The 20,743-nt window shown below is 65.2% G+C and carries 22 protein-coding genes; 21 read left to right on the top strand and 1 reads right to left on the bottom strand.

Translation table 11 applies throughout. From position 1 onward, the window contains the following. Positions 1 to 192: 192 nt before the first annotated feature. Positions 193 to 1,011, bottom strand: a complete 819-nt coding sequence (locus IWY39_RS07890; protein ID WP_107124419.1) for a flagellin N-terminal helical domain-containing protein — start codon at positions 1,009 to 1,011, stop codon at positions 193 to 195. Positions 1,012 to 1,344: 333 nt separating this feature from the next. Here IWY39_RS07890 and IWY39_RS07885 point away from each other — a divergent pair, with 333 nt between their 5' ends. From IWY39_RS07885 to IWY39_RS07785, 21 genes are all read left to right on the top strand, one after another. After that, complete coding sequence (locus IWY39_RS07885; RefSeq protein ID WP_019053015.1) at positions 1,345 to 2,604, top strand: sigma-54-dependent Fis family transcriptional regulator; 1,260 nt, start codon at positions 1,345 to 1,347, stop codon at positions 2,602 to 2,604. 14 nt (positions 2,605 to 2,618) lie between these two features. Further along, positions 2,619 to 2,981 carry a flagellar hook-basal body complex protein FliE gene (gene fliE, locus IWY39_RS07880; protein ID WP_017182885.1) on the top strand — a complete coding sequence of 121 codons (363 nt, stop codon included), beginning with the start codon at positions 2,619 to 2,621 and terminating at the stop codon, positions 2,979 to 2,981. Between the two features lie 3 nt (positions 2,982 to 2,984). Beyond that, on the top strand, positions 2,985 to 4,730 hold the full coding sequence (fliF, locus tag IWY39_RS07875; RefSeq protein ID WP_107124420.1) for a flagellar basal-body MS-ring/collar protein FliF: 1,746 nt from the start codon (positions 2,985 to 2,987) through the stop codon (positions 4,728 to 4,730). Beyond that, positions 4,723 to 5,739, top strand: a complete 1,017-nt coding sequence (gene fliG, locus IWY39_RS07870) for a flagellar motor switch protein FliG (RefSeq protein WP_017182883.1) — start codon at positions 4,723 to 4,725, stop codon at positions 5,737 to 5,739. The genes fliF and fliG overlap by 8 nt, the downstream gene beginning before the upstream one ends. 133 nt (positions 5,740 to 5,872) lie before the next feature. Next, a complete protein-coding gene (locus IWY39_RS07865) occupies positions 5,873 to 6,463 on the top strand; it encodes a FliH/SctL family protein (protein ID WP_181316700.1) in 591 nt (196 codons plus the stop codon). Continuing rightward, positions 6,460 to 7,788, top strand: a complete 1,329-nt coding sequence (locus tag IWY39_RS07860; RefSeq protein ID WP_019053011.1) for a FliI/YscN family ATPase — start codon at positions 6,460 to 6,462, stop codon at positions 7,786 to 7,788. Before IWY39_RS07865 ends, IWY39_RS07860 begins: the two co-directional genes overlap by 4 nt. Further along, positions 7,785 to 8,210: a hypothetical protein gene (locus tag IWY39_RS07855; RefSeq protein WP_107124421.1), complete on the top strand. Its 426-nt coding sequence runs from the start codon at positions 7,785 to 7,787 to the stop codon at positions 8,208 to 8,210. Before IWY39_RS07860 ends, IWY39_RS07855 begins: the two co-directional genes overlap by 4 nt. Before the next feature lies 1 nt (position 8,211). Next, on the top strand, positions 8,212 to 10,287 hold the full coding sequence (locus IWY39_RS07850) for a flagellar hook-length control protein FliK (protein WP_196871418.1): 2,076 nt from the start codon (positions 8,212 to 8,214) through the stop codon (positions 10,285 to 10,287). 27 nt (positions 10,288 to 10,314) lie between these two features. Then, positions 10,315 to 10,938, top strand: a complete 624-nt coding sequence (locus IWY39_RS07845) for a flagellar basal body-associated FliL family protein (protein WP_017182879.1) — start codon at positions 10,315 to 10,317, stop codon at positions 10,936 to 10,938. Between the two features lie 51 nt (positions 10,939 to 10,989). Continuing rightward, a complete protein-coding gene (locus tag IWY39_RS07840) occupies positions 10,990 to 11,874 on the top strand; it encodes a flagellar motor switch protein FliM (RefSeq protein WP_107124423.1) in 885 nt (294 codons plus the stop codon). Beyond that, positions 11,871 to 12,206 (top strand): flagellar motor switch protein FliN, encoded by a 336-nt coding sequence (gene fliN / locus IWY39_RS07835; RefSeq protein WP_026002339.1) that lies wholly within the window; start codon positions 11,871 to 11,873, stop codon positions 12,204 to 12,206. Before IWY39_RS07840 ends, fliN begins: the two co-directional genes overlap by 4 nt. 85 nt (positions 12,207 to 12,291) lie before the next feature. Then, positions 12,292 to 12,555, top strand: coding sequence for a FliO/MopB family protein (locus tag IWY39_RS07830; RefSeq protein ID WP_026002338.1), 264 nt, complete (start codon positions 12,292 to 12,294; stop codon positions 12,553 to 12,555). Continuing rightward, the gene (gene fliP / locus IWY39_RS07825) at positions 12,539 to 13,438 is read left to right on the top strand and encodes a flagellar type III secretion system pore protein FliP (protein ID WP_107124424.1); all 900 of its coding nucleotides are present in this window, start codon (positions 12,539 to 12,541) and stop codon (positions 13,436 to 13,438) included. Before IWY39_RS07830 ends, fliP begins: the two co-directional genes overlap by 17 nt. A gap of 106 nt (positions 13,439 to 13,544) precedes the next feature. Beyond that, positions 13,545 to 13,817: a flagellar biosynthesis protein FliQ gene (gene fliQ, locus IWY39_RS07820; RefSeq protein WP_017182874.1), complete on the top strand. Its 273-nt coding sequence runs from the start codon at positions 13,545 to 13,547 to the stop codon at positions 13,815 to 13,817. Continuing rightward, positions 13,814 to 14,596, top strand: coding sequence for a flagellar biosynthetic protein FliR (fliR, locus tag IWY39_RS07815; protein WP_107124425.1), 783 nt, complete (start codon positions 13,814 to 13,816; stop codon positions 14,594 to 14,596). Before fliQ ends, fliR begins: the two co-directional genes overlap by 4 nt. Before the next feature lie 3 nt (positions 14,597 to 14,599). Continuing rightward, positions 14,600 to 15,736, top strand: coding sequence for a flagellar type III secretion system protein FlhB (gene flhB / locus IWY39_RS07810; RefSeq protein ID WP_017182872.1), 1,137 nt, complete (start codon positions 14,600 to 14,602; stop codon positions 15,734 to 15,736). A gap of 7 nt (positions 15,737 to 15,743) precedes the next feature. Further along, entirely contained in the window at positions 15,744 to 16,889 is a 1,146-nt protein-coding gene (locus IWY39_RS07805; protein WP_107124426.1) for a glycosyltransferase family 87 protein, read from the top strand. Positions 16,890 to 16,945: 56 nt separating this feature from the next. Further along, positions 16,946 to 17,407 (top strand): hypothetical protein, encoded by a 462-nt coding sequence (locus IWY39_RS07800; protein WP_107124427.1) that lies wholly within the window; start codon positions 16,946 to 16,948, stop codon positions 17,405 to 17,407. Positions 17,408 to 17,486: 79 nt separating this feature from the next. Next, complete coding sequence (gene fliD / locus IWY39_RS07795; RefSeq protein WP_107124428.1) at positions 17,487 to 18,890, top strand: flagellar filament capping protein FliD; 1,404 nt, start codon at positions 17,487 to 17,489, stop codon at positions 18,888 to 18,890. Between the two features lie 17 nt (positions 18,891 to 18,907). Continuing rightward, entirely contained in the window at positions 18,908 to 19,303 is a 396-nt protein-coding gene (locus tag IWY39_RS07790) for a flagellar export chaperone FliS (RefSeq protein WP_017182868.1), read from the top strand. 204 nt (positions 19,304 to 19,507) lie between these two features. Then, positions 19,508 to 20,704 (top strand): aspartate aminotransferase family protein, encoded by a 1,197-nt coding sequence (locus tag IWY39_RS07785; protein ID WP_107124429.1) that lies wholly within the window; start codon positions 19,508 to 19,510, stop codon positions 20,702 to 20,704. Positions 20,705 to 20,743 lie beyond the last annotated feature (39 nt).

Raw genomic sequence — 20,743 nt, 5'->3', positions numbered from 1 at the left:
GCGCAATGCCAAGGGCTCTATCCCGGCAAACGCGACGAAACCCCCGCCCGGGGGGACGAGGGTTTCGCATATGCTGGTCGTTAGATCGAAGTTGTGACCCCCGGCACGGTGGGGACTGTTGATGTGCCGGGGGCTACTTGGCGCGGCTGTCCGGTGACCAGGACCTCAGCCGACCAATTCGGTTGGCCTGACTTAGCCGATCAGCTTCAGCACGCCCTGCTGGCTCTGGTTGGCCTGTGCCAGCATCGCGGTCGACGCCTGGCTCAGGATCTGCGACTTGGCGAGAGCGGTCGTTTCGGCCGAGAAGTCGGCGTCCTCGATGCGGCTGCGGGCGTCGGTCAGGTTGGTGACGTTGGCGGTCAGGTTGTTGACCGTCGATTCCAGGCGGTTCTGCGCGGCACCCAGCTTGGCCTGGGCGGTCGATACAGCCGACAGGGCCGTGTCATAGAGCGCCAGGGTCGCCGTGGTGGCGGTGGCGGCGTCGACCGTGGCGGCCGATGCGCCGACGACCGGCGAAAGGTCGATGCCACCGAGCGAAAGCGAGACAGTGTCGTTCGCGGTCGCACCGGCCTGGATCGAAACCGTCGCAGCCGTGGTCGGGAACAGCGAGATGCCGTTGAACTTGGAATTGGTCATCGTGGTGCTGATCTGGGTGGACAGCTGATCGAGTTCCGACGTGATGTTCGCCTTGGCGTTGGTGTCGTTGGTGCCGTTCAGCGCCTGAACGGTCAGTTCACGCATACGCTGCAGCATGTTGGTGACTTCGCCGAGCGAACCTTCAGCGGTCTGGGCCAGGCTGATGCCGTCATTGGCGTTGCGGATGCCCTGGGTCATGCCGCGGATCTGCGAGGTCATGGTCGAAGCGATCGCCAGGCCAGCGGCGTCGTCCTTCGCGCTGTTGATGCGCTTGCCGGTCGACAGGCGTTCCATCGCGGTGCTCAGGCCCTTGCTGGCCATCGAGGAAGCGTTGGCGGAGCGCAGAGCGGCGGTGTTGGTTCCGATAACAGTCATGGTGTTTCCCTTTCCGTGTCAATCAGGTCGCTGCCATCCGTTAGAGCGCTTGCGGCCTCGAAAGGGGATAACGGCGGGGTGCGGCGGGCTTTTAGGGGCGCTGTCGAATTTTCTGCATTTTTCGTGTTTTGCCCGTCGCTTACCGGCCCTCTACGCGCGCGCGGTATATATTAAGTGGGTTTGGGCCGTTGCCGTGGCGGAAAATAATTGCCGCTAAGCGGCAAGTCCTGCCGGCAATTAACCAATTACTAACCACGGTAGCGCACATTGGGACCATCGAAGAAGGCCAGGGCGTACGGGGGTACAAGCTGGCCAGCCATTTGGGGACCAACTATGTCATCGCTCGATATGAGCCGAGGCGTCTGTGCGCTCGTTCCAGGGTTGCAGCACTGGCTGGAAAATGCCCTGTTCGCCGTCCGGGTCGTCGATGCCGCCGCACCGCGCGAACGCGACAGCCGCCGCGTGTTGCTGGCGACCGAAATCGGCCACGCGACGCACCGCGATATATTGATCTCGCTTGTCGACGGCGCGCCTTCGCTGGTCGCCGCCGCCAACGGCCTGCCCGCCCGCGTCGCCTTCGGGCTGGAAGATATGGGCTTTGCCTTCGCCCTGATCGCCGAACTGGCCCGTCCCGCGGCTATTCCTGCGGTGGGCGACAGCGCCAGCGCGCGCCTCATGACGCTTGCCGGTCGGGTCGCACGCAGCGAAGCCACCGTTCTCATTCAGGGCGACACCGGCACCGGCAAGGAAGGCATGGCGCGCTTCCTCCACGCCCAGTCGGGCCGCACGTCGGGCGATTTCATCGCCGTCAATTGCGCCGCGCTGCCGGAAACCATGATGGAAGCGATGCTGTTTGGCCATCGCAAGGGCAGCTTCACCGGCGCGGCCAATGCGTCCGAAGGGTTGTTCCTGGCGGCGGACGGCGGCACGCTGTTCCTCGACGAAATCGCCGAACTGCCGATCGCACTTCAGGCCAAGCTGCTGCGCGCCTTGCAGGAAGGCGAAGTCCTGCCCGTCGGCGCGACCCACGCCGTCCCGGTCAATGTCCGCGTCATCGCCGCCTGCAACCGCGATCTGGCCGCCGAATGCGCCGCCGGACGGTTCCGCGAAGATCTCTACTGGCGCTTGAATGTCATGCCGCTCGACTTGCGCCCGCTGGCCGAACGCCCCGGCGACATCGCTGCGATTGCCGCCGCCATGCTGCTGCGCTTTTCGGATATGGCCAAGGACGGCTTTGTCTGGCCGACCGCCGCGGCGCTCGACAAGCTGGCCGCCCATGCCTGGCCGGGCAATGCCCGCGAACTGGGCAACGTCCTTCAGCGCGCCCTGGTGCTGCGCGATGGCGATCGGATCGACGCGCACGACCTGCATCTGGCGAGCGCGCCCCGGCCCCAGGGCCTGCATATCGTCTCGCCCGAACCGGCCGAACCCGTCCGCCTGCGCGACGTTGCCCATCACAGCAAGCTGGAAGCGGTCCGCACCGCGCTGCGCGAAACCGACGGCCACCGCGCCGCCGCCGCGCGCAAGCTCGGCATATCCGAACGCACGCTGCGCTATCGGCTTGCCGAAATGCGCGATCTGGCTGCGGCTTGAAGGGAGGATAGGGCATGACCGGCATTTCTCCGACAGACAATGTGATGGCGATCCGCAACGCCATCCTGCAAAAAAACGCCGCGCTGCGCGACGTCGCCTCGACCGGGTCGGTCGGCGGCGCGAACGCCCCAAACGGTACTGCGCCCGGCACCGCGCCCGGCGGCTTTACCGAAGCGCTCAACAGCGCGCTGCAACAGGTCAACGGCCTGCAAGGCAAGGCCGGTGAGGCCGCCGCCGCGTTCGAGCGGGGCGAAACCACCGACATCGCCGCCGTCATGCTGGCCAAGCAGCAGGCGTCGGTCAGCTTCGAAGCGACCCTTCAAGTCCGCAACAAACTTCTGTCCGCTTACAAGGACATCATGAGCATGCCGGTCTAAATCATGAGCGAGAACGCACTCACCATCGATGGCGGCGCTGCCGCCCGGCCCGCCCTCCCGGCGACCGCTTCGTCCGGCTTCGGCTCGGCCAAGGGGGTCGACGCGCTGCGCGCGCGGATCACCGGCTTCATGAAACAGCCAGCGGTAGCCAAGAGCCTGCCGCTGCTTGGCCTGCTCGGCGTCCTTGCCGTCGCTGGCCTCGCCTGGATGGCGCTGCGCGAACCGCCGCAGCGTGACCTGTTTCGCGGCCTGCCCGACGGTGACAAGTCCGCCGTGGCGCAGGTTCTTGACCAAAACGGCATTCCCTACGACTTCGACAATAGCGGCGCGATGACCGTGGGCGAGGGCGATTATTTCAAGGCGAAGATGATGCTCGCCGCGCAGGGCCTGCCCAAGAGCGCGCCCGACGGCAACAGCATGATCGACAGCCTGCCCATGGGCGCCAGCCGCGCGGTCGAGGGCGAAAAGCTCCGTTCGGCCCGCGAAATGGATCTGGCCCGCACCATCGAGGCGATCGACAGCGTCGAAAGCGCCAAGGTCCACCTTGCCGTCGAACCGCCCAGCGTATTCCTGCGCGACCGGGCCAAGCCGTCCGCCTCGGTCATGCTGCGCCTTGCCAATGGCCGCACGCTCACCGATGCGCAGGTCAGCGCGATCGTTCACCTCGTGGCATCGTCCATTCCCGAACTTTCGCCCGACCAGATTTCGCTGGTCGACCAGAATGGCCGCCTGCTCAGCAAGAATGACAGCGACTCCGGCGACGATCGCCAGCTCGCGATCCAGAGCCGGATCGAGGACCGCTATCGCCAGTCGGTCGTCGCGCTGCTCACCCCGATCCTGGGGGCCAATAATTTCTCGACCGAAGTCCATGCCGAACTCAATTTCGCCGAGCGGCAGGCGACCCGCGAAACCTATCCGCAGGACGAAGCCCGGCTGCGCACCGAACAGGGCACCTGGGCCTCCGACCCGCGTGGTCAGGGCACGGGCGAGGCATCGGGCATCCCCGGCGCGCTCAGCAATCAGGCGCCCGTCAACCCGACCGTGACCCAGACCAATCCCAATGGTCAGGCCGTGCAGCAGGGGCAGACCGCGGCGCAGACGCCCGGCACTCCGCCCAACCCGCTGATGAAGACCGAGGAAACCTTCAACCGCAGCTTTGAACTGGGCCGTGAAGTGTCCGTTACCAAGGATGCGGTCGGCACCGTCAAGCGCCTGTCGGTCGCCGTGGCGCTCGACAATGCACCCGATGGCAAGGCGCGCACGCCGCAGGAAATCGCTGCCCTCGAAGCCTTGGTGAAGGGTGCGATCGGCTTCGACCAGGCCCGTGGCGACGTGGTCGCGCTCTCCTCGCGCAGCTTCCTCAAGACGCCGGAAGAACAGCCCCTCTGGTATGAGGCGGATTGGGTCTCGCCCCTCATCCGCAACGTCTCGGCCCTGCTGGTCGCGCTGCTCGTCATCTTCGGCATCGGCCGCCCGCTGCTCAAGCGCCGCGCCGCGGCACAGGAAGCGATCGCCGCCGACACGGCCCAGAATGGCCAGCGCATTGGCCGCGAAATTTCCGGCGAGCTGACCCGGCAGGCGGTCGAGGCGCCCGATCCGGCCCGTCCGATCACGCTCGACATGATTTCCTCCACCTATGACTATGCCCAGCGCGCCGACCTCATTCGCAACTTTGTGAAGCAGGACCCCGACCGTGCCGCCCTGGTCGTCCGCGACCTCCTGAAGGAGGGGAAGAAGGAAAATGCCTGAGATCGTTCCCGGTCGGCCAGAGGCGCTCAAGGGCAGCGCCGCCGCCGCCGTCCTGCTGATGCTGTTCGACGAGGATGAGGCCGCGCAGATCCTTGCGCGCCTGGAGCCTGAAGAAGTACGCCAGCTGGGCTATGCCATGTATGACGTCGCCGATGTCGATCCTGAAGAGGTGAACGAGGCGCTCGATCATTTCGTGACCAAGGCGAAGAAGCGCACCACCATCGGCTATGGCGCGACCCGCCATATTCGCGGCGCGATGACCAAGGCACTGGGCGAGGAGCGGGCCGAAACCATCCTCGCGCGCATCACCCCGCCGACCCGCTCCACCCAGCTTGAAATGCTCAAATGGATGGACGCCAAGGAAATCGCCGCGCTCATTGAGGCGGAGCATCCGCAGATCATGGCGATCGTGCTGGCCCATCTCGAAGCGCCGATTGCCGCCGACGTGCTGCAATTGCTGCCGGTCGAATATCAGGAAGAGATTGTCTACCGCATCGCCACGCTCGGCCCGGTGTCGAACGAGGCGCTGGACGATCTGGAGCAGTTGCTGCTGCGCGGCCCGGCCAAGAAGCAGGGCGCGGCATCGCAGCGCGGCGGCACGATCGAGGCGGCTGCGATCATGAACAATGTCCGCAAGGACAATGAGCAGCGGATCATGAAGGCGGTGGCCAAGCGCGACAAGATGATCGCCCAGACCATCGAGGAAGAGATGTTCGTGTTCGATAACCTTATCGACATGGACGACAAGAATCTCGGCACGCTGATGCGCACCGTCGACAGCGCTGTGCTGGTTGTGGCGCTCAAGGGCGTCAACGACCTGCTCAAGGCCAAGATCTTTGGCTGCATGTCGGCCCGCGCGGCGCAATCGATCGCCGACGAGATCGAGGAACGTGGCCCGATCCGCCTTGCCGAAGTGATCGACGCGCAAAAACTCATCATCGCCACCGCGCGCCGCATGGCGGACGCGGGCACCATCATGCTGGGTGGCAAGGGGAATGACTTTGTCTGAAGCATTTTCAAGTCGACCCTTTGCCGACGGCTCGGAAAATGCGGCAACCAGGACTCTGGAGCCGCGCCGCGCCAGCGGAAGCGGCTCCAGAATCTGGGGCGCAGAGGCAGTGCAGGATGTCGCGCCGGTCTCGATGACGGGCGTGCGCCAGGTCGAAAGCGGCGGCTTTCGCAGCCTCTATACCTCGATCCCCGGTCAGCATACCGCCATGATGCGCCATGGCGTCATCGAAATGGAGCCGGAGGCCGATCCGCTGGAGGAGGCCCGGCTGGAAGCCTTCACCATGGGTTTCGACGAAGGCTGTCGCGTCACCGCCCAGACCCATGCCGATGCGTCTGAGGCGCATGAACGGCTGACGCAGGCGCTCGAAATGCTTAGCCCCGCGCCCAGCGGCATGTTGTCCACCATGCTCTCGGCCACTGTCGTGCGGCTGGTCGAACAGATTGTCGGCGAAGTGGAGATCGACATCGAACGGCTGGTGCAGCGCTGCGACACCGTTGCCGCCTTTATCGAAGATAATCAGGGCAAGAGCGCCCTTCATCTCCATCCCGACGACATCGCCCTGCTCGAAGGCGAATCGATCGGCGTGTCGCTGGTTCCCGACAAGGCGTTGCACCGCGGCTGCGTCCGGCTCGAAACCGCCGACGGCTGGGTGGAGGATGGCCCGGACGTTCGCCTGTCCCGCCTGCGCGCGCTGATGGACGATATGGAAGGCAAGTCATGATCCGCGCCGCGCTGGCGCAGGCCGAAACCCTGTTCGATCATCTTCAGGTCCAGAATCGCACGCCCCGCCGCGTGGGCCGTCTGGTCAGCCATGACGCGGGCATGCTCGAAGTCACCGGCTTTCGCCGTCCGATCGGCTCCGGCGCGCGCGTCATGGCCAGCGACGGGTCCATCTGCCGCGCCGAAGTCGTCGGCTTTCGCGGCGATCGCACATTGCTGGTGCCGCTCGACGCCGACGCGCCGCTGGAAAATGGCATCCGGGTCGAACCCGATAGCCAGGCCAATATGGTGCAGGTCGGGGAAGGGCTGATCGGCCGCGTGGTCGACGCCATGGGCCAGCCGCTCGACCGCAAGGGGCCGATCATTGCGGGCGGCGTCTGGCCGCTGAACGGGGTCAAGGGCAATGTTCTGGATCGTGGCCGCGTCACTGAACCGTTCGACCTTGGCGTCCGCGCCGTCAATGCCCTGCTGACCGCCGGGCGCGGCCAGCGCATCGCCATCATCGCCGGGTCGGGCGTCGGCAAATCGGTGCTGATGGGCCAGATGATCGCCGGGGCCGAAGCCGATGTGGTCGTTGTCGGTCTGATCGGCGAACGGGGCCGCGAAGTCAGCGATTTTCTCGAAACCAAATTGAAGCACATGATGCACAAGAGCATCGTCGTTGCTGTTCCTGCCGATCATCCCCCGGTGCTGCGCCTGCGCGCCGCTGCGCGCGCCACTGCCATCGCCGAATATTTCCGCGCCCGTGGCAAGAAGGTGCTGCTGCTGATCGACAGCCTGACCCGCTGCGCCCACGCCCAGCGCGAAATCGGCCTTGCCCTTGGCGAACCCCCCGCGATGAAGGGCTATCCGCCCTCCGCGCTTGCGCTCATCCCCCGTCTGGTCGAACGGGCAGGGGTGGATTCCCGCACCGGCGGGTCGATCACCGCGCTCTACACCGTGCTGGCCGATGGCGATGATACCGACGATCCGATCGTCGACGCCGCTCGCGCCATTGTGGACGGCCATTTCGTCCTGTCGCGCCATCTGTCCGAACAGGCGATCTTCCCGGCCATCGACATTGGCAAGTCCCTGTCGCGCGTCATGGCCGACGTGGTGCCTGACGACCATCGCATGGCCGCCGCCAATTATCGCCGCCTGTGGGCCGCTTATGAGGAAAATCGCGATCTCATCCTGATGGGCGCCTATCGCCCCGGCAATGATCCGGTGATCGACGAAGCGGTCCAGCGCCGTCAGGAAATTCTCGACTTCATCCGGCAGGACCAGAAGAGCCGTATCGATCTCGATACCAGCGCCAACGCGCTCGTCGCGAGCTTTAGCGCATGAAGGGGCTTGTTTCCCGCCGCCAGCGCGTGCTGCGCGTACGCCACGTCCAGCATGCCATGGCCGTCGCGGAAACCGCCCGCGCGCGTGACGAAGCGGACGGGCTCGCCCGCAATATCGAGCGCCTCAACAAGGTGCGCGGCGAATTGTTCGAGACCGAAGGGGCGGCGACCGGCGCGTCCTTCGCCGCGATGCAGGAACTCGCCACCCGGCTGGAACAGGCCGGGCGACAGCTGGACGGCGCCCTTTATGACGCCCGGCGCAAGGTGGAGGCCAAGGAAGGCATGACTCTTGCAGCGAACCGCGAGAAGGAAATCGCCACCCGCCTCAAGGACCGCGCCCGCGCGACCCTGGAGGAATGGCGCGAAAACAAGCTGGCGGCACTGCCGAGCTATCGTCGGATGCAGCGAAACGGGGAAGTCTGACATGAATATGATCGCCAGCCTCAAGGCGCTACTCTTCGCCAGCACGCCCGTTGGCGCGACCGGCAAGGCCGATACCTCAGCGGTGCCGGACGGCACGGCCGACTTTGCCGCGATGATCGACGCCGCCAGGCTCGCGCCAAACGGATCGCCAGCCGCCGCCAGTGATCCGCAAGGCCATGGCGCGCAGCCTTTGGCGATGCCCCAGGCCAGCATGCCCGACCCTGGCGACAATGCGCCTCTGCCCGATGCCCCCGCCGTAAACACGCCGGTTCCGACAGATGGCGACGCCTTGCCGCTTCCAGCCGCCGCCCCGGCGGTGCCGCCCAGCCCCAGCGCGCCGATCGCCGCCGCGCCAAAGCCGCACGCGCCAGGCCCGCTGCCCATCTCCCAGCAATTCGACGATCCCCATACGGTCCCGGCTGCACCGGCTGCGCCCATGCAGTCGGTGGCGCAGCTGCTGGTCGCGGCGCACGTCGCGCCTACCGAGGCGGCCGTTATCGCCCCCCAGCAAACGCCCGCGCCCGCCATCGCGCCGTCCGACGCAATGCCGGTGACAGACACGGACGCGGAGCCATCCGACATCGACGCGGCGCGTCCGGAACAGCCCGATGCCCCGCCGCAACCGCCCGCCATGGCGACGATGCCGCCGCCTGCGCCGCCGCTGCCCGCTACGCCCGTGTCGGATACGCCCGCCAAACCGGCCCCCAAGGCCGAGCATCACGCGATCCCGGAACAAGGCGTGCCAATGCCTGCGCCCGCGCCCGCCATCGCGCCGTCCGACGCAACGCCGGTGACAGACGCGGACGCGGAGCCATCCGACATCGAAACGGAGCGTCCGGAACAGCCCGACGCCCCGCCGCAACCGTCCACCATGGTGATGATGCCGCCGCCTGCTGCGCCGCTACCCGCTACGCCCCCGCAACAATCCCCTGACGCGCCGTCGGCTTCCTCTCCCGCCACGGTCCAGCCCGCCGTCGCGCCAGCCGTAACAATCCAGCCTGTCGGCGATCAACCGCAATCGATTGCTGATTTGATCGCGGAGCAGCCGGTTGCCCCCATCGCGGCAGCGACGCCGACCGGAAATGGCGCTAATCCTGCTGCCGTGCCACCTGCGATCGCGCCAGTGCCGGGACAGGCCGCTCCGCTCGCGATCCTGCCCAGGCCGCTTGACGCCACAGCGACCGGAACGGTGACCGTGCCCAGCCCCATTCTTGCGCCCGATCCTGCGCCGACGCTTCCCGAACCCGCTTCGGACGCAGCACCCATCATAAACGCCGCCAATATGTCCAGCTCACCGTCGGCCAGGGCAGAAGCCCTGTCGCTGCTCCAGCTTGCGCGTCAGCATATGGCCCGTCAGTCCGCACCATCGCCTGCTGCCGGGGGTGATACGGCACCCGCTGATGCACCCGTCGCCGCGATAACGGACGCGATGCCCGGAGCCATTGACCCCGCCGTCCCCGCGCCCGCCGCGCCGCCGCTGACGATCCCGACCGTCGCCCCCGCGCTTCCCGCGGTCGATCTCTCCGCCACGCTTGGCGCGCAGGTCGTCGACATGGGCGTGTCGGGCCAGTGGATCGATTCGCTGGCGCGCGACATTGCGGGCCTGTCCGCCAATGGCGCGCAGGGCCGGTTCCAGATCAGCAGCGACCAGCTCGGCCCGATCGATGTCAGCATCCGCCAGGGCATTGACGGCGCAGCGGTCAGCCTGACCGTCTCCAGCGACATCGCCGAAGCCGCCCTGCGACAGGACAGCGACCGGCTGCGCCTGGACGCGGGTCTGTCTGCCGTGCGCATCAGCGAGGTGAAGATCGAACGCGCGCCGCATGTCGGCGATGCGGCGCGATCCGACCCGTCGTCGCAGCAGCAACCCTCGCAACAGCAACAGGGCCAGCACAACGGCCCGTCCGCCAACTGGCAGGGCGCCGGACAGGGCATGGGCCAGTCGCAGCAGCAGGGCCGCTGGCAACAGCGTGAAAATATCGCACTCGCCCATAAAGCGGGCGGCGATCCGGCCGTTCTTAACCATGAGCAGACTGGTGATACCGCCAGCCAAGCCATTCGCGCGCGCTATGCGTGACCAGCGCTATCCTGGGGGATATGAACGATGAGCGACGATCCTAAGGCCAAGAAGAAGAAAAAGGGCGGGGGCATGAAAATGATCCTGCTGATCGTCGTCGCCATGGTGGTCGGCGGCGCCGGGGCGGCCGGTGGTCTTTACGCCGCCGGTTTCTTCAGCCCCAAGGAAGAAGGGCCCAAGGAAGATCCCAACAAGCCCGTGCTGGTGCTGGCCGGCGAAAGCGCCGAGGAGATCGCCAAGGCCCATGCCGCGCCGCATGGTGAAGCCGCAGCGGCGGCCCATGGCGCGCATGGCAAGGGCATTGACCTGCCCGCGCCTGCCAACCCGGCCGCCTATCAGGCGACCTATTTCCAGCTTCAGACCCCCTTCACCTCCAACATGTCCGATACGGACGCCTTCGCCCAGATTTCGGTCGCGGTATCCACCTATTACGACCTGCGCGTGATCGACGCGATCAAGACGCACGAAATGGCGATCCGCAGCCAGGTGCTCATGATGCTTGCGCAGCAGCCGGAGGAGATGTTGTCCACCCCCGAAGGCAAGCGGGCGCTCCAGGGGAAGATCAAGGGCATTATCAACGATATATTGAAGCAAAAAACGGGTTATGGCGGCGTTGATAACGTTTATTTTACCAATTTCGTTATTCAATAGGCCTGTCTGAAAGGTCGGGAAATCCCCTGACCCGAAGGGCAGGGGACCAAGATGGACGACGTTCAAACCTACGCCTTCGGGCGCGGGGAATCGCAGGCACCAATGATGCTGTCGGGGCTGGACCGGCTGGGCGAAAAGCTCGGCCGGCGCATCCGTGCGCTGGTGGAACCGATCTGCGGCGTGCGCCCGCAAGTGGAGGCGCAGGACGCGCAACTGCTCGATTTTTCCGCCTGGTCCGCCCAGGTGCCCGCCTTTACCAGCATTTCCATCTACCGTGTGGCCCCGCTCAAGGGGCAGGTGCTGTTGCGCATGGACGCAGCGATGATTTCCACCCTGGTTGACTGTTTCTATGGCGGTATCGGCAATCGTCCCTTGCCCCCGCGCGGCGAATTCACGCCGACAGAGGACCGGCTGATCGCCCGGCTGTCTGAAGCCCTTCTTTCCCGCCTGGTCGAGACATGGTCCGACATCCTGCCGCTGGAACCGGCGCTGATCGTGCGCGAAACGGGCGTTGGTTTTGCTGCCTCCGCCCAGCCGGGCGACCAGATGGTTGTCCAGCGCTTCATGATCGGCATCACCCGCGATCAGCTCTGGCCGGTCGATCTCGTCTTTCCGCTGGCCGCCCTGCGTGCCGTCGAACCGCTGATGGGCACCAGATTGCCCGCCGACGATGATCAGAAGGATCCCGTCTGGCAGGCGCGCATTGCCCGCCGCATGCGCGACATCCGCCTTCCCGCCCGGACCGTGCTGGCCCGTCCCAACCTGTCGCTCGCCGAACTGATGCAGCTCAAGGTCGGGGACGTCATTCCCGTCACCATCAGCCGCAGCCTGCCGCTGATCGTGGGTAACCGCATCGTCGCGCGCGGCAGCATCGGCGAACAGGATGGCCGCGCCGCCTTCCAGATTGAAAAGATTGTACAAGGACCCGACCAATGAGTGACATGAGCGAAGCCCCCCGCATGGAGCGTGGAGATGATCCGGTCGGGCGGATGAGCAATAACCATCAGTTCAAACTGCTGGCCGACATTCCCGTGCGCATGTCGGTGGAGGTCGGCTCCACCTCGCTGCGCCTTGCCGAAGTCATGGATCTGGCCGAAGGCTCGATTGTCGAACTGGACCGGCAGGCCGACGATCTGCTCGACATCATGGTCAACGGCGCGCTGATCGCCAAGGGTGAGGTGGTGACGGTCAATGGCCGTTATGGCATCCGCATCATCGACATTGCCGCGACCGAAAACCGGCTGGCCGGCATCGAACGGCGCGGTTGATCGCACGCGTCGGATTTTACGCTTGCCTTGACGGCCGAAACTGCGGAACGCAGGGCATTAACCATAATCTGCGGGCGGCTTCATGATGGTCTGGTATTTCGTCAAATTGCTGATCCTCCTGCCGCTGGTCGGCGGCATGGCTTTTGGCGCGCTGTGGCTGTGGCGCAAATATCAGCCGGGCATGATCGGCGCGCAGGGCGACCGTTCGCTCAAATTGCTCGAAGCCCTGCCGATGGGGGCGTTCGGCAAGCTTGCCGTCGTGGAGTTTGAGGGCAAGAAAATCCTCCTCTCGGTCACCCGCGGCCGCATCGAAAAAATCGCGGAAGGCGATCATGTCCGTGTTCGCTGACTTGCTCCTGCTACCTGACAATCGTCACCCCGGCGAAGGTCAGGGTTCAGGGCGTTGGCGCGCAGCTTATGCCACCCCGGATTCCGGCCTGCGCCGGAATGACGGGATCAGAATTGCGCTGGCGCTGACGGCCGCCATTCTTGTGATCCTGCTCCTTTCCACCCCCGCCTTCGCCCAGGCTGCACCCGCTGCGCCGGTCGACAATGGCGGCGCATTGAGCCGCGCCATGGGTCAGATTTCGGGCGACGGCCGCTCGCTCTCGCTCAGCCTGCAAATCCTGATCCTCATGAGCCTGCTGACGGTGCTGCCGTCGCTGATCCTCATGATGACCAGCTTCACCCGCATCATCATCGTCCTGTCGCTGCTGCGGCAGGCGCTGGGCCTGCAACAGACCCCGCCCAACCAGGTGCTGCTTGGCCTGTCCCTGTTCCTGTCCCTGTTCGTCATGCGGCCCGCCATCGACCAGATCAACCAGCTGGCGTTCGACCCCTATGGCAAGGGGCAGATCAGCATAGAGGAAGCGGTCGGTCGGTCGGGCAAGGTGCTGCACGGTTTCATGGCCAAGCAGACGCGCGAAAGCGACCTCAAGCTGTTTGCCGGTCTGGCCGAAGCCCCGCCCTTCCGCACGTCCGCCGACATCCCCTTCACCATCCTGCTGCCCGCTTTCGTCACCAGCGAACTCAAGACCGCCTTTCAGATCGGCTTCATGATCTTTCTGCCCTTCCTCATCATCGACCTTGTCGTCGCCTCCACGCTGATGGCGCTGGGCATGATGATGCTGTCCCCAACCATCATCTCCATGCCCTTCAAGCTGCTCTTGTTCGTGCTGGTCGATGGCTGGGCGCTGACCATGGGCAGCTTGGCGGGGTCGTTCGCGACATGATTGGCGTGCTTACTCCCCTTCCGTTCGTTTCGAGCGAAGTCGAGAAACCTGCGCACAACCGTTTCTCGACTTCGCTCGAAACGAACGGCGTTGGGTTGCCCGGCTGATGGAAAATGCCGATTTCTTCATGGGCCTGGCCCAGCAGGCGCTCTGGATCACGGCGCTGGCTGCCGCCCCCATCCTGCTGCCCGCGCTGGTCGCCGGACTTGTCATCGGCATGGTGCAGGCCGCGACCTCGATCAACGAACAGACGTTGAGCTTCATTCCCAAGATCATCGTCGTCGGCGGCATGCTGGCTTTGTTCGGCGGTTCGATCATGGTGCTGATCGCTGACTTCACCCGCGAGATTTTCGAGCGGATACCGGACCTGCTGCAATGATCGCACCGGGCTTCGCTGGCGTGGAGGCCCAGTTGTGGGTCTGGCTGATCGCCATGATCCGCCCCGGCGCGGCCTTCATCGCGGCCCCGGTATTCGGCGCGCCCGCCGTGCCGCTGCAATTGCGCCTGATCCTCAGCCTCGCGCTCGGCCTTGCCGCGCTCAACACCGTCACCATCGTCCTGCCGCCCGATGGCATCGCCAGTTTTGAAGGCGTGATGATGGTCGCGGGCGAAGTGCTGGCTGGTCTCGCCATGGGGTTTGCGGTCCAGATCGGCTATGCCGCCGCTTTCGTCGCGGGGGAAACGATCGGCAACGCCATGGGCCTCAATTTCGCGGCGATGGTCGATCCGTCGTCAGGGCAGGGGACGCAGGTGGTGGGGCAGTTCCTCTCCATCCTGGCCACCTTCCTGCTGCTCGGCATGGACGGGCATCTGCTGCTCGCGGCCTTTGTCGTCAAAAGCTATCAGGCGCTGCCCCCCGGCGCGGCGATGCTGTCCAACGATGCGGTCTGGCATCTGGTCGAATTTGGCGGCGCGTTGCTGGGCGCTGGCGTCACCGTCGCGCTGCCGGTTGGCTTCGCGCTGGTGCTGGTGCAGATCGTCATGGGCATGCTGGCGCGCGCCGCGCCCTCGCTCAACCTGTTCGCGGTCGGCATGCCGATGGCGATGATGGCGGGCCTTGTCCTGCTGGCGATTGCCGCGCCGATCATGGGCGAAGGGCTGACGGTCGCGCTCAAGGCAGGGCTGGATCATGCCCAGTCGATCGCGGAAGGGCGCTAGACCATGGCGGACAGTCCCGGCGGCGGCGAAAAGACCGAAAAACCGACACCCAAAAAATTGCAGGACGCCGCCAAGAAGGGCGACATTCTCCAGTCGCGCGAACTGGGCACGGCGCTGGTGGTGATGGCGGGTATCGGCTGGCTGGCGGTGACCGGCCCCTCGATGATCGACGCCTTGTCGGACATGCTGACACAGGCGCTGCGCTTCAGGCGGGACGATATTGTCGATTTTTCGCCCGCCGAGCGCGGGCTGGACCTGCTGACCGGCATCGCCCTGCCGGTGGCTGGCGTCATGCTGGCAACCTTCCTCGCCGCCATCGCCGCGCCCGCCTTGCTGGGGTCGCTTGGGTTCCGCCCCGGCGCCTTCGCGCCCAAGGCGTCGAAATTGAATCCCGGCGCTGGCCTCAAGCGAATCTTCGGCACTCAGGGGCTTATCGAACTGCTCAAGTCCATCGCCAAGGTCGGGCTGCTCGGCAGCATCGGCGTGTGGATGATCTGGGACCGGCTGACCGCGATCATCGGTCTTGGCAAGCAGGGTATCGCACCCGCCATGGCCGACCTTGGCAATATGTTCATCCTGACCTGCCTGGTGATGGCGGGCGGTCTGTTCCTGATCGCGGGCATCGACGTGCCGGCGCAGATCATGCAGCGGGCCAAGCGGCTCGGCATGTCCAAGCAGGAAATCAAGGATGAGCATAAGGAAAGCGAAGGTTCGCCTGAACTCAAGGGCCAGATCCGCCGCCGCCAGTATGAAACGCTCAATGGCTCCACCCGGCAGGCCGTGGCCGAAGCCAGCGTCATCATCACCAACCCGACCCATTTCGCCGTCGCGCTGCGCTACAAGCCCGGCGTCGACGCCGCCCCGGTCGTGGTCGCGCGCGGCAGCGACGCGATCGCCGCGGCCATCCGTGAACTGGCCGACCAGAATGGCGTGACCGTCCTCCAATATCCCGAACTCGCCCGCGCCATCTATTTCACCTCGCGCACCGGGCAGATCGTCAATGAAGGCCTCTACATGGCGGTCGCGACCGTGCTGGCGTTCGTATTCCGGGTCGAAAACCGCATGGCGAGCGAGATGGACCGGCCGTTCATCACGGTTCCTGAAGACCTGCGCTTCGACGCCGACGGCAAGAAGCATTAACGCCTCCATGGACAGGCTCCGCCTGCTATGGATCGGCGCGGGCCTTACGCTGCTGATATTCGTTCCGGCCTATTGCCTGACCCTGTCCTTGGGTCCAGCCATCCCCCGCGATGGCACATCGCTGGTCGTCGGGCGCGATTTCCTCAACATCTGGATGTATGGCCGCGCCGCGTGGCAGGCCGACCCGGCCCGCTATTATGACATGCCGACCTATCTTGCCGCGCTCGGCCCCGTGGTCGGCGCGGGCTATCCCGGCCAGCTCTGGTCCTATCCGCCCGTTGCCCTGCTGATCGCTGCCCCTTTCGGCTTGCTTCCCTATCTCCCCGCCCTGTTGCTGTGGACGGCGTGCGGCATTGTCGGCTTCACTGTCGCCCTGCGCCTATGGACCCGCGACTGGCGCATCATCGCGCTGCTTCTGGCCGCGCCCGCCGCGCTGATCGGCCTCATGTCGGGCCAGTTCGCGCTGCTGGCCGCCGCCATCCTGCTGGCCGTGCTGCGCTGGCGCGAAAGCCGCCCCTGGCTGGCTGGTGCGCTGGTCGGCCTGCTGCTGGTAAAGCCCCAGCTTGCCCTGTTGATCCCCCTGCTGTTCGTCGCGACCGGCAACTGGCGCGCCTTTGTCGCCGCTGCCCTGTCCAGCGTCACGCTGGCGGGCGTCGTCGCGCTGATCTGGGGCATCGACATCTGGCACATCTATATCGCCACCGGCATCGCCAACCAGTCGCTGGTGCTCAGTGATCCCGATCATCTCGCCGGGCCGTTCATGCCCACCCTGTTCATGAACCTGCGCGTCATCGGCGTGCCCGTCCCGGCCGCGAGCGCGCTCCAGACGGCGCTGGCGCTGCTCGCCGCTATTCTGGTCTGGCTGCGTTTCCGGCAGCGCCCTGCGCCTGACGACCTGCGTGCCAACCTCCTGTTCCTTGCCTGCGCCGTTTCGGCCACGCCCTATATGCTCTCCTACGACACGCTGGCGCTGGCTGCCGTGGCGGTGCTGGCTCTGGCGGCGGGGGAGGGGCGAATCGCGCCATCGCTCGCCTTCTTCCTCCCCCTGCTTCAGATCGTCGCTGGCATGGCCGGGCTGCCGGGGCCGGGCCTCATCCCCATCCTTCTCGCCCTCCATCTGTCGGGCCAGCAAAAAAACATCGTGGTGAATTAAAGTTTAGCCGCACTCGTCCGTAATCTCTTCACGGGGACGCATTATGATGGTGCGTCATGAACGACTATGGTTCACGCAGCGAAGTATCGCCGATAGACAGGGCCGCAACGCGCGCGCTGTCCCCGGTGCAGGCCGTCCCGCCTGCGTCGCTCGGCCGGTCGGGTCGCGCAGCGCCCGGCGCGCGTGGCGCCGCGTCGCAGGTCGACCTTGCCTCGATTGACGAGGATGTCGCCAGCGTTGCCGAATATGCCAAGGTTCATGTCGAAATTGCCGACATATTGGCCGACCTGCGATCAGCGACCAACCCGCCCAGCGTCGAAGCGGCTGCGGGCGCGATCCAGGCGCTGATGCCGGTGCCGATCATTCTTGTGCCGTTGCCGCCCGCCAGCAAGGAAGCGGTCGAACACGCCACCGTCATCGCCCGGCGCATGGTGGAACAGGCCGCCTATGCCAAGGCTGCCCAGGGCGCGATCAGCCGCGCCACGGTCGATCAGGTGCTGGCGTCCGCCAACGGATAATCCGCGCGGGGCATCGCGCGAAAATCATTCCTAAAGGTCTTGCCGCTAGCGCCGTTCTTTCCTCTGAAAGGACGGCGCAATGGCATCGGTCACCTCCAATATCACCACCGCACTCGGCATTGGATCGGGTATCGACACCAGGTCGCTCGTATCGAGCCTGGTCGCCGCCACGCGCGATCCGAAGGAAAAGGTGATCACCGATCGCCAGAGCCTCAACAGCGCACGGATTTCCGCACTGGCGTCCGCCTCCAGTTCGCTGGACACTTTTGCCGACGCGCTGACCACCTTGTTGTCGGGCACTGGCTATGCGGGCGTGCCCGCATCCAACGACACCAGCATTGCCTCGGTCAGCCCGCTGCCGGGGGGCGTGCCCAAGGGATTGCCCGCCCAGCTGGAAGTGCAGCAACTTGCTTCGGGCCGCACTTTGGCGTCGATCCCGGTATCGGGCGCGACCGCTGCCAGCGCGGTCGGCGAAGGGGAACTGACGCTGACGGTCGGCGGCTCTTCCGCTGCCATCACGATCGACGCCAGCAACAACAGCTATACCGGCCTTGCCGCCGCCATCAACGCGTCGGGACTGGGCGTCACCGCATCGGTCGTGACCGACGTGCAGGGCACGCGGCTGGTGATGAAGGGCGCGACCGGCGCGGCCAATGATTTTTCGCTGACATCGGTCAGCGGCGATGATCTGGCTGCCTTCGCCTGGAATGGCGCCGACAGCCTGACTATGGAGTCCAAGGCCAGCCCGCAAAATGCCATCATCAAGCTCGACGGGGTGGAGCAGCATTACGCCACCAACACCATCGACACCGCGATCGCCAATCTGCGCATCGACCTGAACAAGGCCGCGCCCGGCACCACCGTCACGCTGGCGACGACCGAGCCGACCACGTCGATGCGCGACCTGATGGTCGAATTTGTCGATGCCTATAATACGCTGGTCAAGGCGCTGAACACAGCCACGGCAACCGGCGCGGACTCATCGTCCGCAGGGGTGCTGAACGGCGAAGCCTCGATCCGCGACATGCGCCGCCAACTGTCGGCGATGACCTCCACGCCCTTGTCCGACACGGGCACCTACAGGACGCTGTCGGACATTGGCGTCGCCACCAATCGCGATGGCACGCTCAAACTTGATACCGACACGCTGGACAAAGCCATCGCGGCCGATCCTTCCGCGATCACGCAATTGCTCAACCCCGCAGTCGCGTCGGCGACCAATCCGGGGCTGGCTGGGCTGATGGACAGCGTACGGGACAAGATCCAGTTGAAGGACGGCTCCTTCGCGCAATCCCAGGCCAAATATAAGACCCTGGGCGAAACGCTGACCAAGCAGCTGGAAAAGCTCGACACACAGATGGCCAGCTACGAAGCGCAACTCACCAGCGTCTATTCCAAGATGGAAACGCGACTGACCGCGCTTAAGGCGACGCAGAGCTATCTCGATCAGCAGATTGAAATCTGGAACAACAGCAAGAATTAATCGGGGACGGCAGGACGATGTTCTACAATCAGGGTTATGCAGGCAATATGGCGGCGCGGCGCTATGCAGCGGTCCATTCGGGCAGCCGGACGGAAGGCGCGACCCCTCATGCGCTGGTCAAGATCTTGTTCGACGAACTGCTGATCGCGATGGAAGCGGCGGCGCTGGCGGAGCGCCAGGGCGACCGGATGAAAGTATCCGACAAGCAGGCGCGGGCGATGTCGATCCTGTTCGCGCTCGAATCGAGCCTGGACTTCGACAAGGGCGGCGACATTTCCGTCGGGCTGGCGCAAATCTATCGCGAAGCGCGCCGCCTGCTGCTCGTCGGCGCCAAGGAAAGGTCGGCGGAGCCGGTCGATCAGGCGCGTGAACTGATTGCGGAAATCGCCGACGCCTGGAATCAGATCGGATAAGATGCGGCCTATGACATGCGCGCTTTCGCGCATTTTCAAGAATGCCAGCATGGTCTGACTGGCCCGTGTTGCGGGGTTGCACCCCAAACATGGCGTCTGTATAGGCGATGCTCGCAAAGGGCGGCCCGGCGGGGGCCGCCTTTTTGCGTTGTACCACCAGTCCTTCGTGCAAGGACGCGCATCAAGCCCAGAAAGGGAAGGCTCATGTCGATTACGCCGCTCATGCCCGTTTACCCCCGGTGCGATGTTCGTCCGGTGCGAGGCGAAGGTTGCTATCTGATCGGTGAGCGCGGTGAGCGCTATCTCGACTTTGCCAGCGGCATTGCGGTGAACCTGCTGGGGCATGGCCATCCCAGGCTGGTGAAGGCCATTGCCGATCAGGCCGCGACGCTGATGCATGTGTCCAACCTCTATGGCATGCCGCTGGGGGAAAAATTCGCGCAGAAGCTGGTCGATACGACCTTTGCCGATACCGTGTTCTTCACCAATTCGGGCGCGGAAGCGGTCGAATGCGCGATCAAGACCGCGCGCCGCTATCATTATGTCAATGGCCAGCCGAACCGGCACAAGATCATCAGCTTCGACAACGCGTTTCACGGGCGGACGCTGGGGACAATCTCGGCCACCAGCCAGCCCAAGATGCGCGACGGGTTCGAACCGTTGCTGCCCGGCTTTGCCGTGGTGCCGTTCAACGATCTGGACGCCGCGCTGGCGCAGATCGACGACAATACCGCCGGTTTCCTGCTGGAGCCGGTGCAGGGCGAAGGCGGCGTGACGCCAGCGACGCACGAATTCCTGACCGGCCTGCGCAAGGCATGCGACGAACATGGCCTGCTGCTCATCCTGGATGAGGTCCAGTGCGGCTATGCCCGGACCGGCACCTTCTTCGCGCATGAACAATATGGCATTACGCCCGACATCATGTCGGTGGCCAAGGGCATCGGCGCAGGCTTCCCGCTGGGCGCCTGCCTGGCGACGGAGGAAGCCGCCAAAGGCATGGTATTTGGCACTCATGGCACCACCTATGGCGGCAATCCCCTCGCCATGGCGGCGGGGCTGGCCGTGCTGGAAGAGGTCATGGCCGACGGTTTCATGGATCATGTGAAAGCGATCGGCGCGCGCCTGCGCGCTGCGCTGGAACAGCTTATCCCCAATCATGACGGTCTGTTCCAGGACGTGCGCGGCATGGGGCTGATGCTGGGCGTGAAGCTCAACGACAGTGTCGAAGCGCGCGGCTTTGTCGCCCATCTGCGCGACAATCATGGTCTGCTGACCGTGTCGGCGGGGCAGAATGTTGTCCGAATCCTGCCGCCGCTGGTGATTGACGAAAGCCATATCGCCGAATGTGTCGAAAAGCTGTCCGCGGGCGCGCGCAGCTATGCGGAGGCCCAGGCGGCCTGATTTTACCTTCGTTCGCGCTGAGCGAAGTCGAAGGGTCGT

The sequence above is a fragment of the Sphingobium sp. JAI105 genome (assembly GCF_015752145.1).
In the GTDB taxonomy this organism is placed as follows: domain Bacteria; phylum Pseudomonadota; class Alphaproteobacteria; order Sphingomonadales; family Sphingomonadaceae; genus Sphingobium; species Sphingobium xenophagum.
Note: the sequence above shows the minus strand (reverse complement) of the source record. Positions and strands in the feature narration are given on the sequence as shown.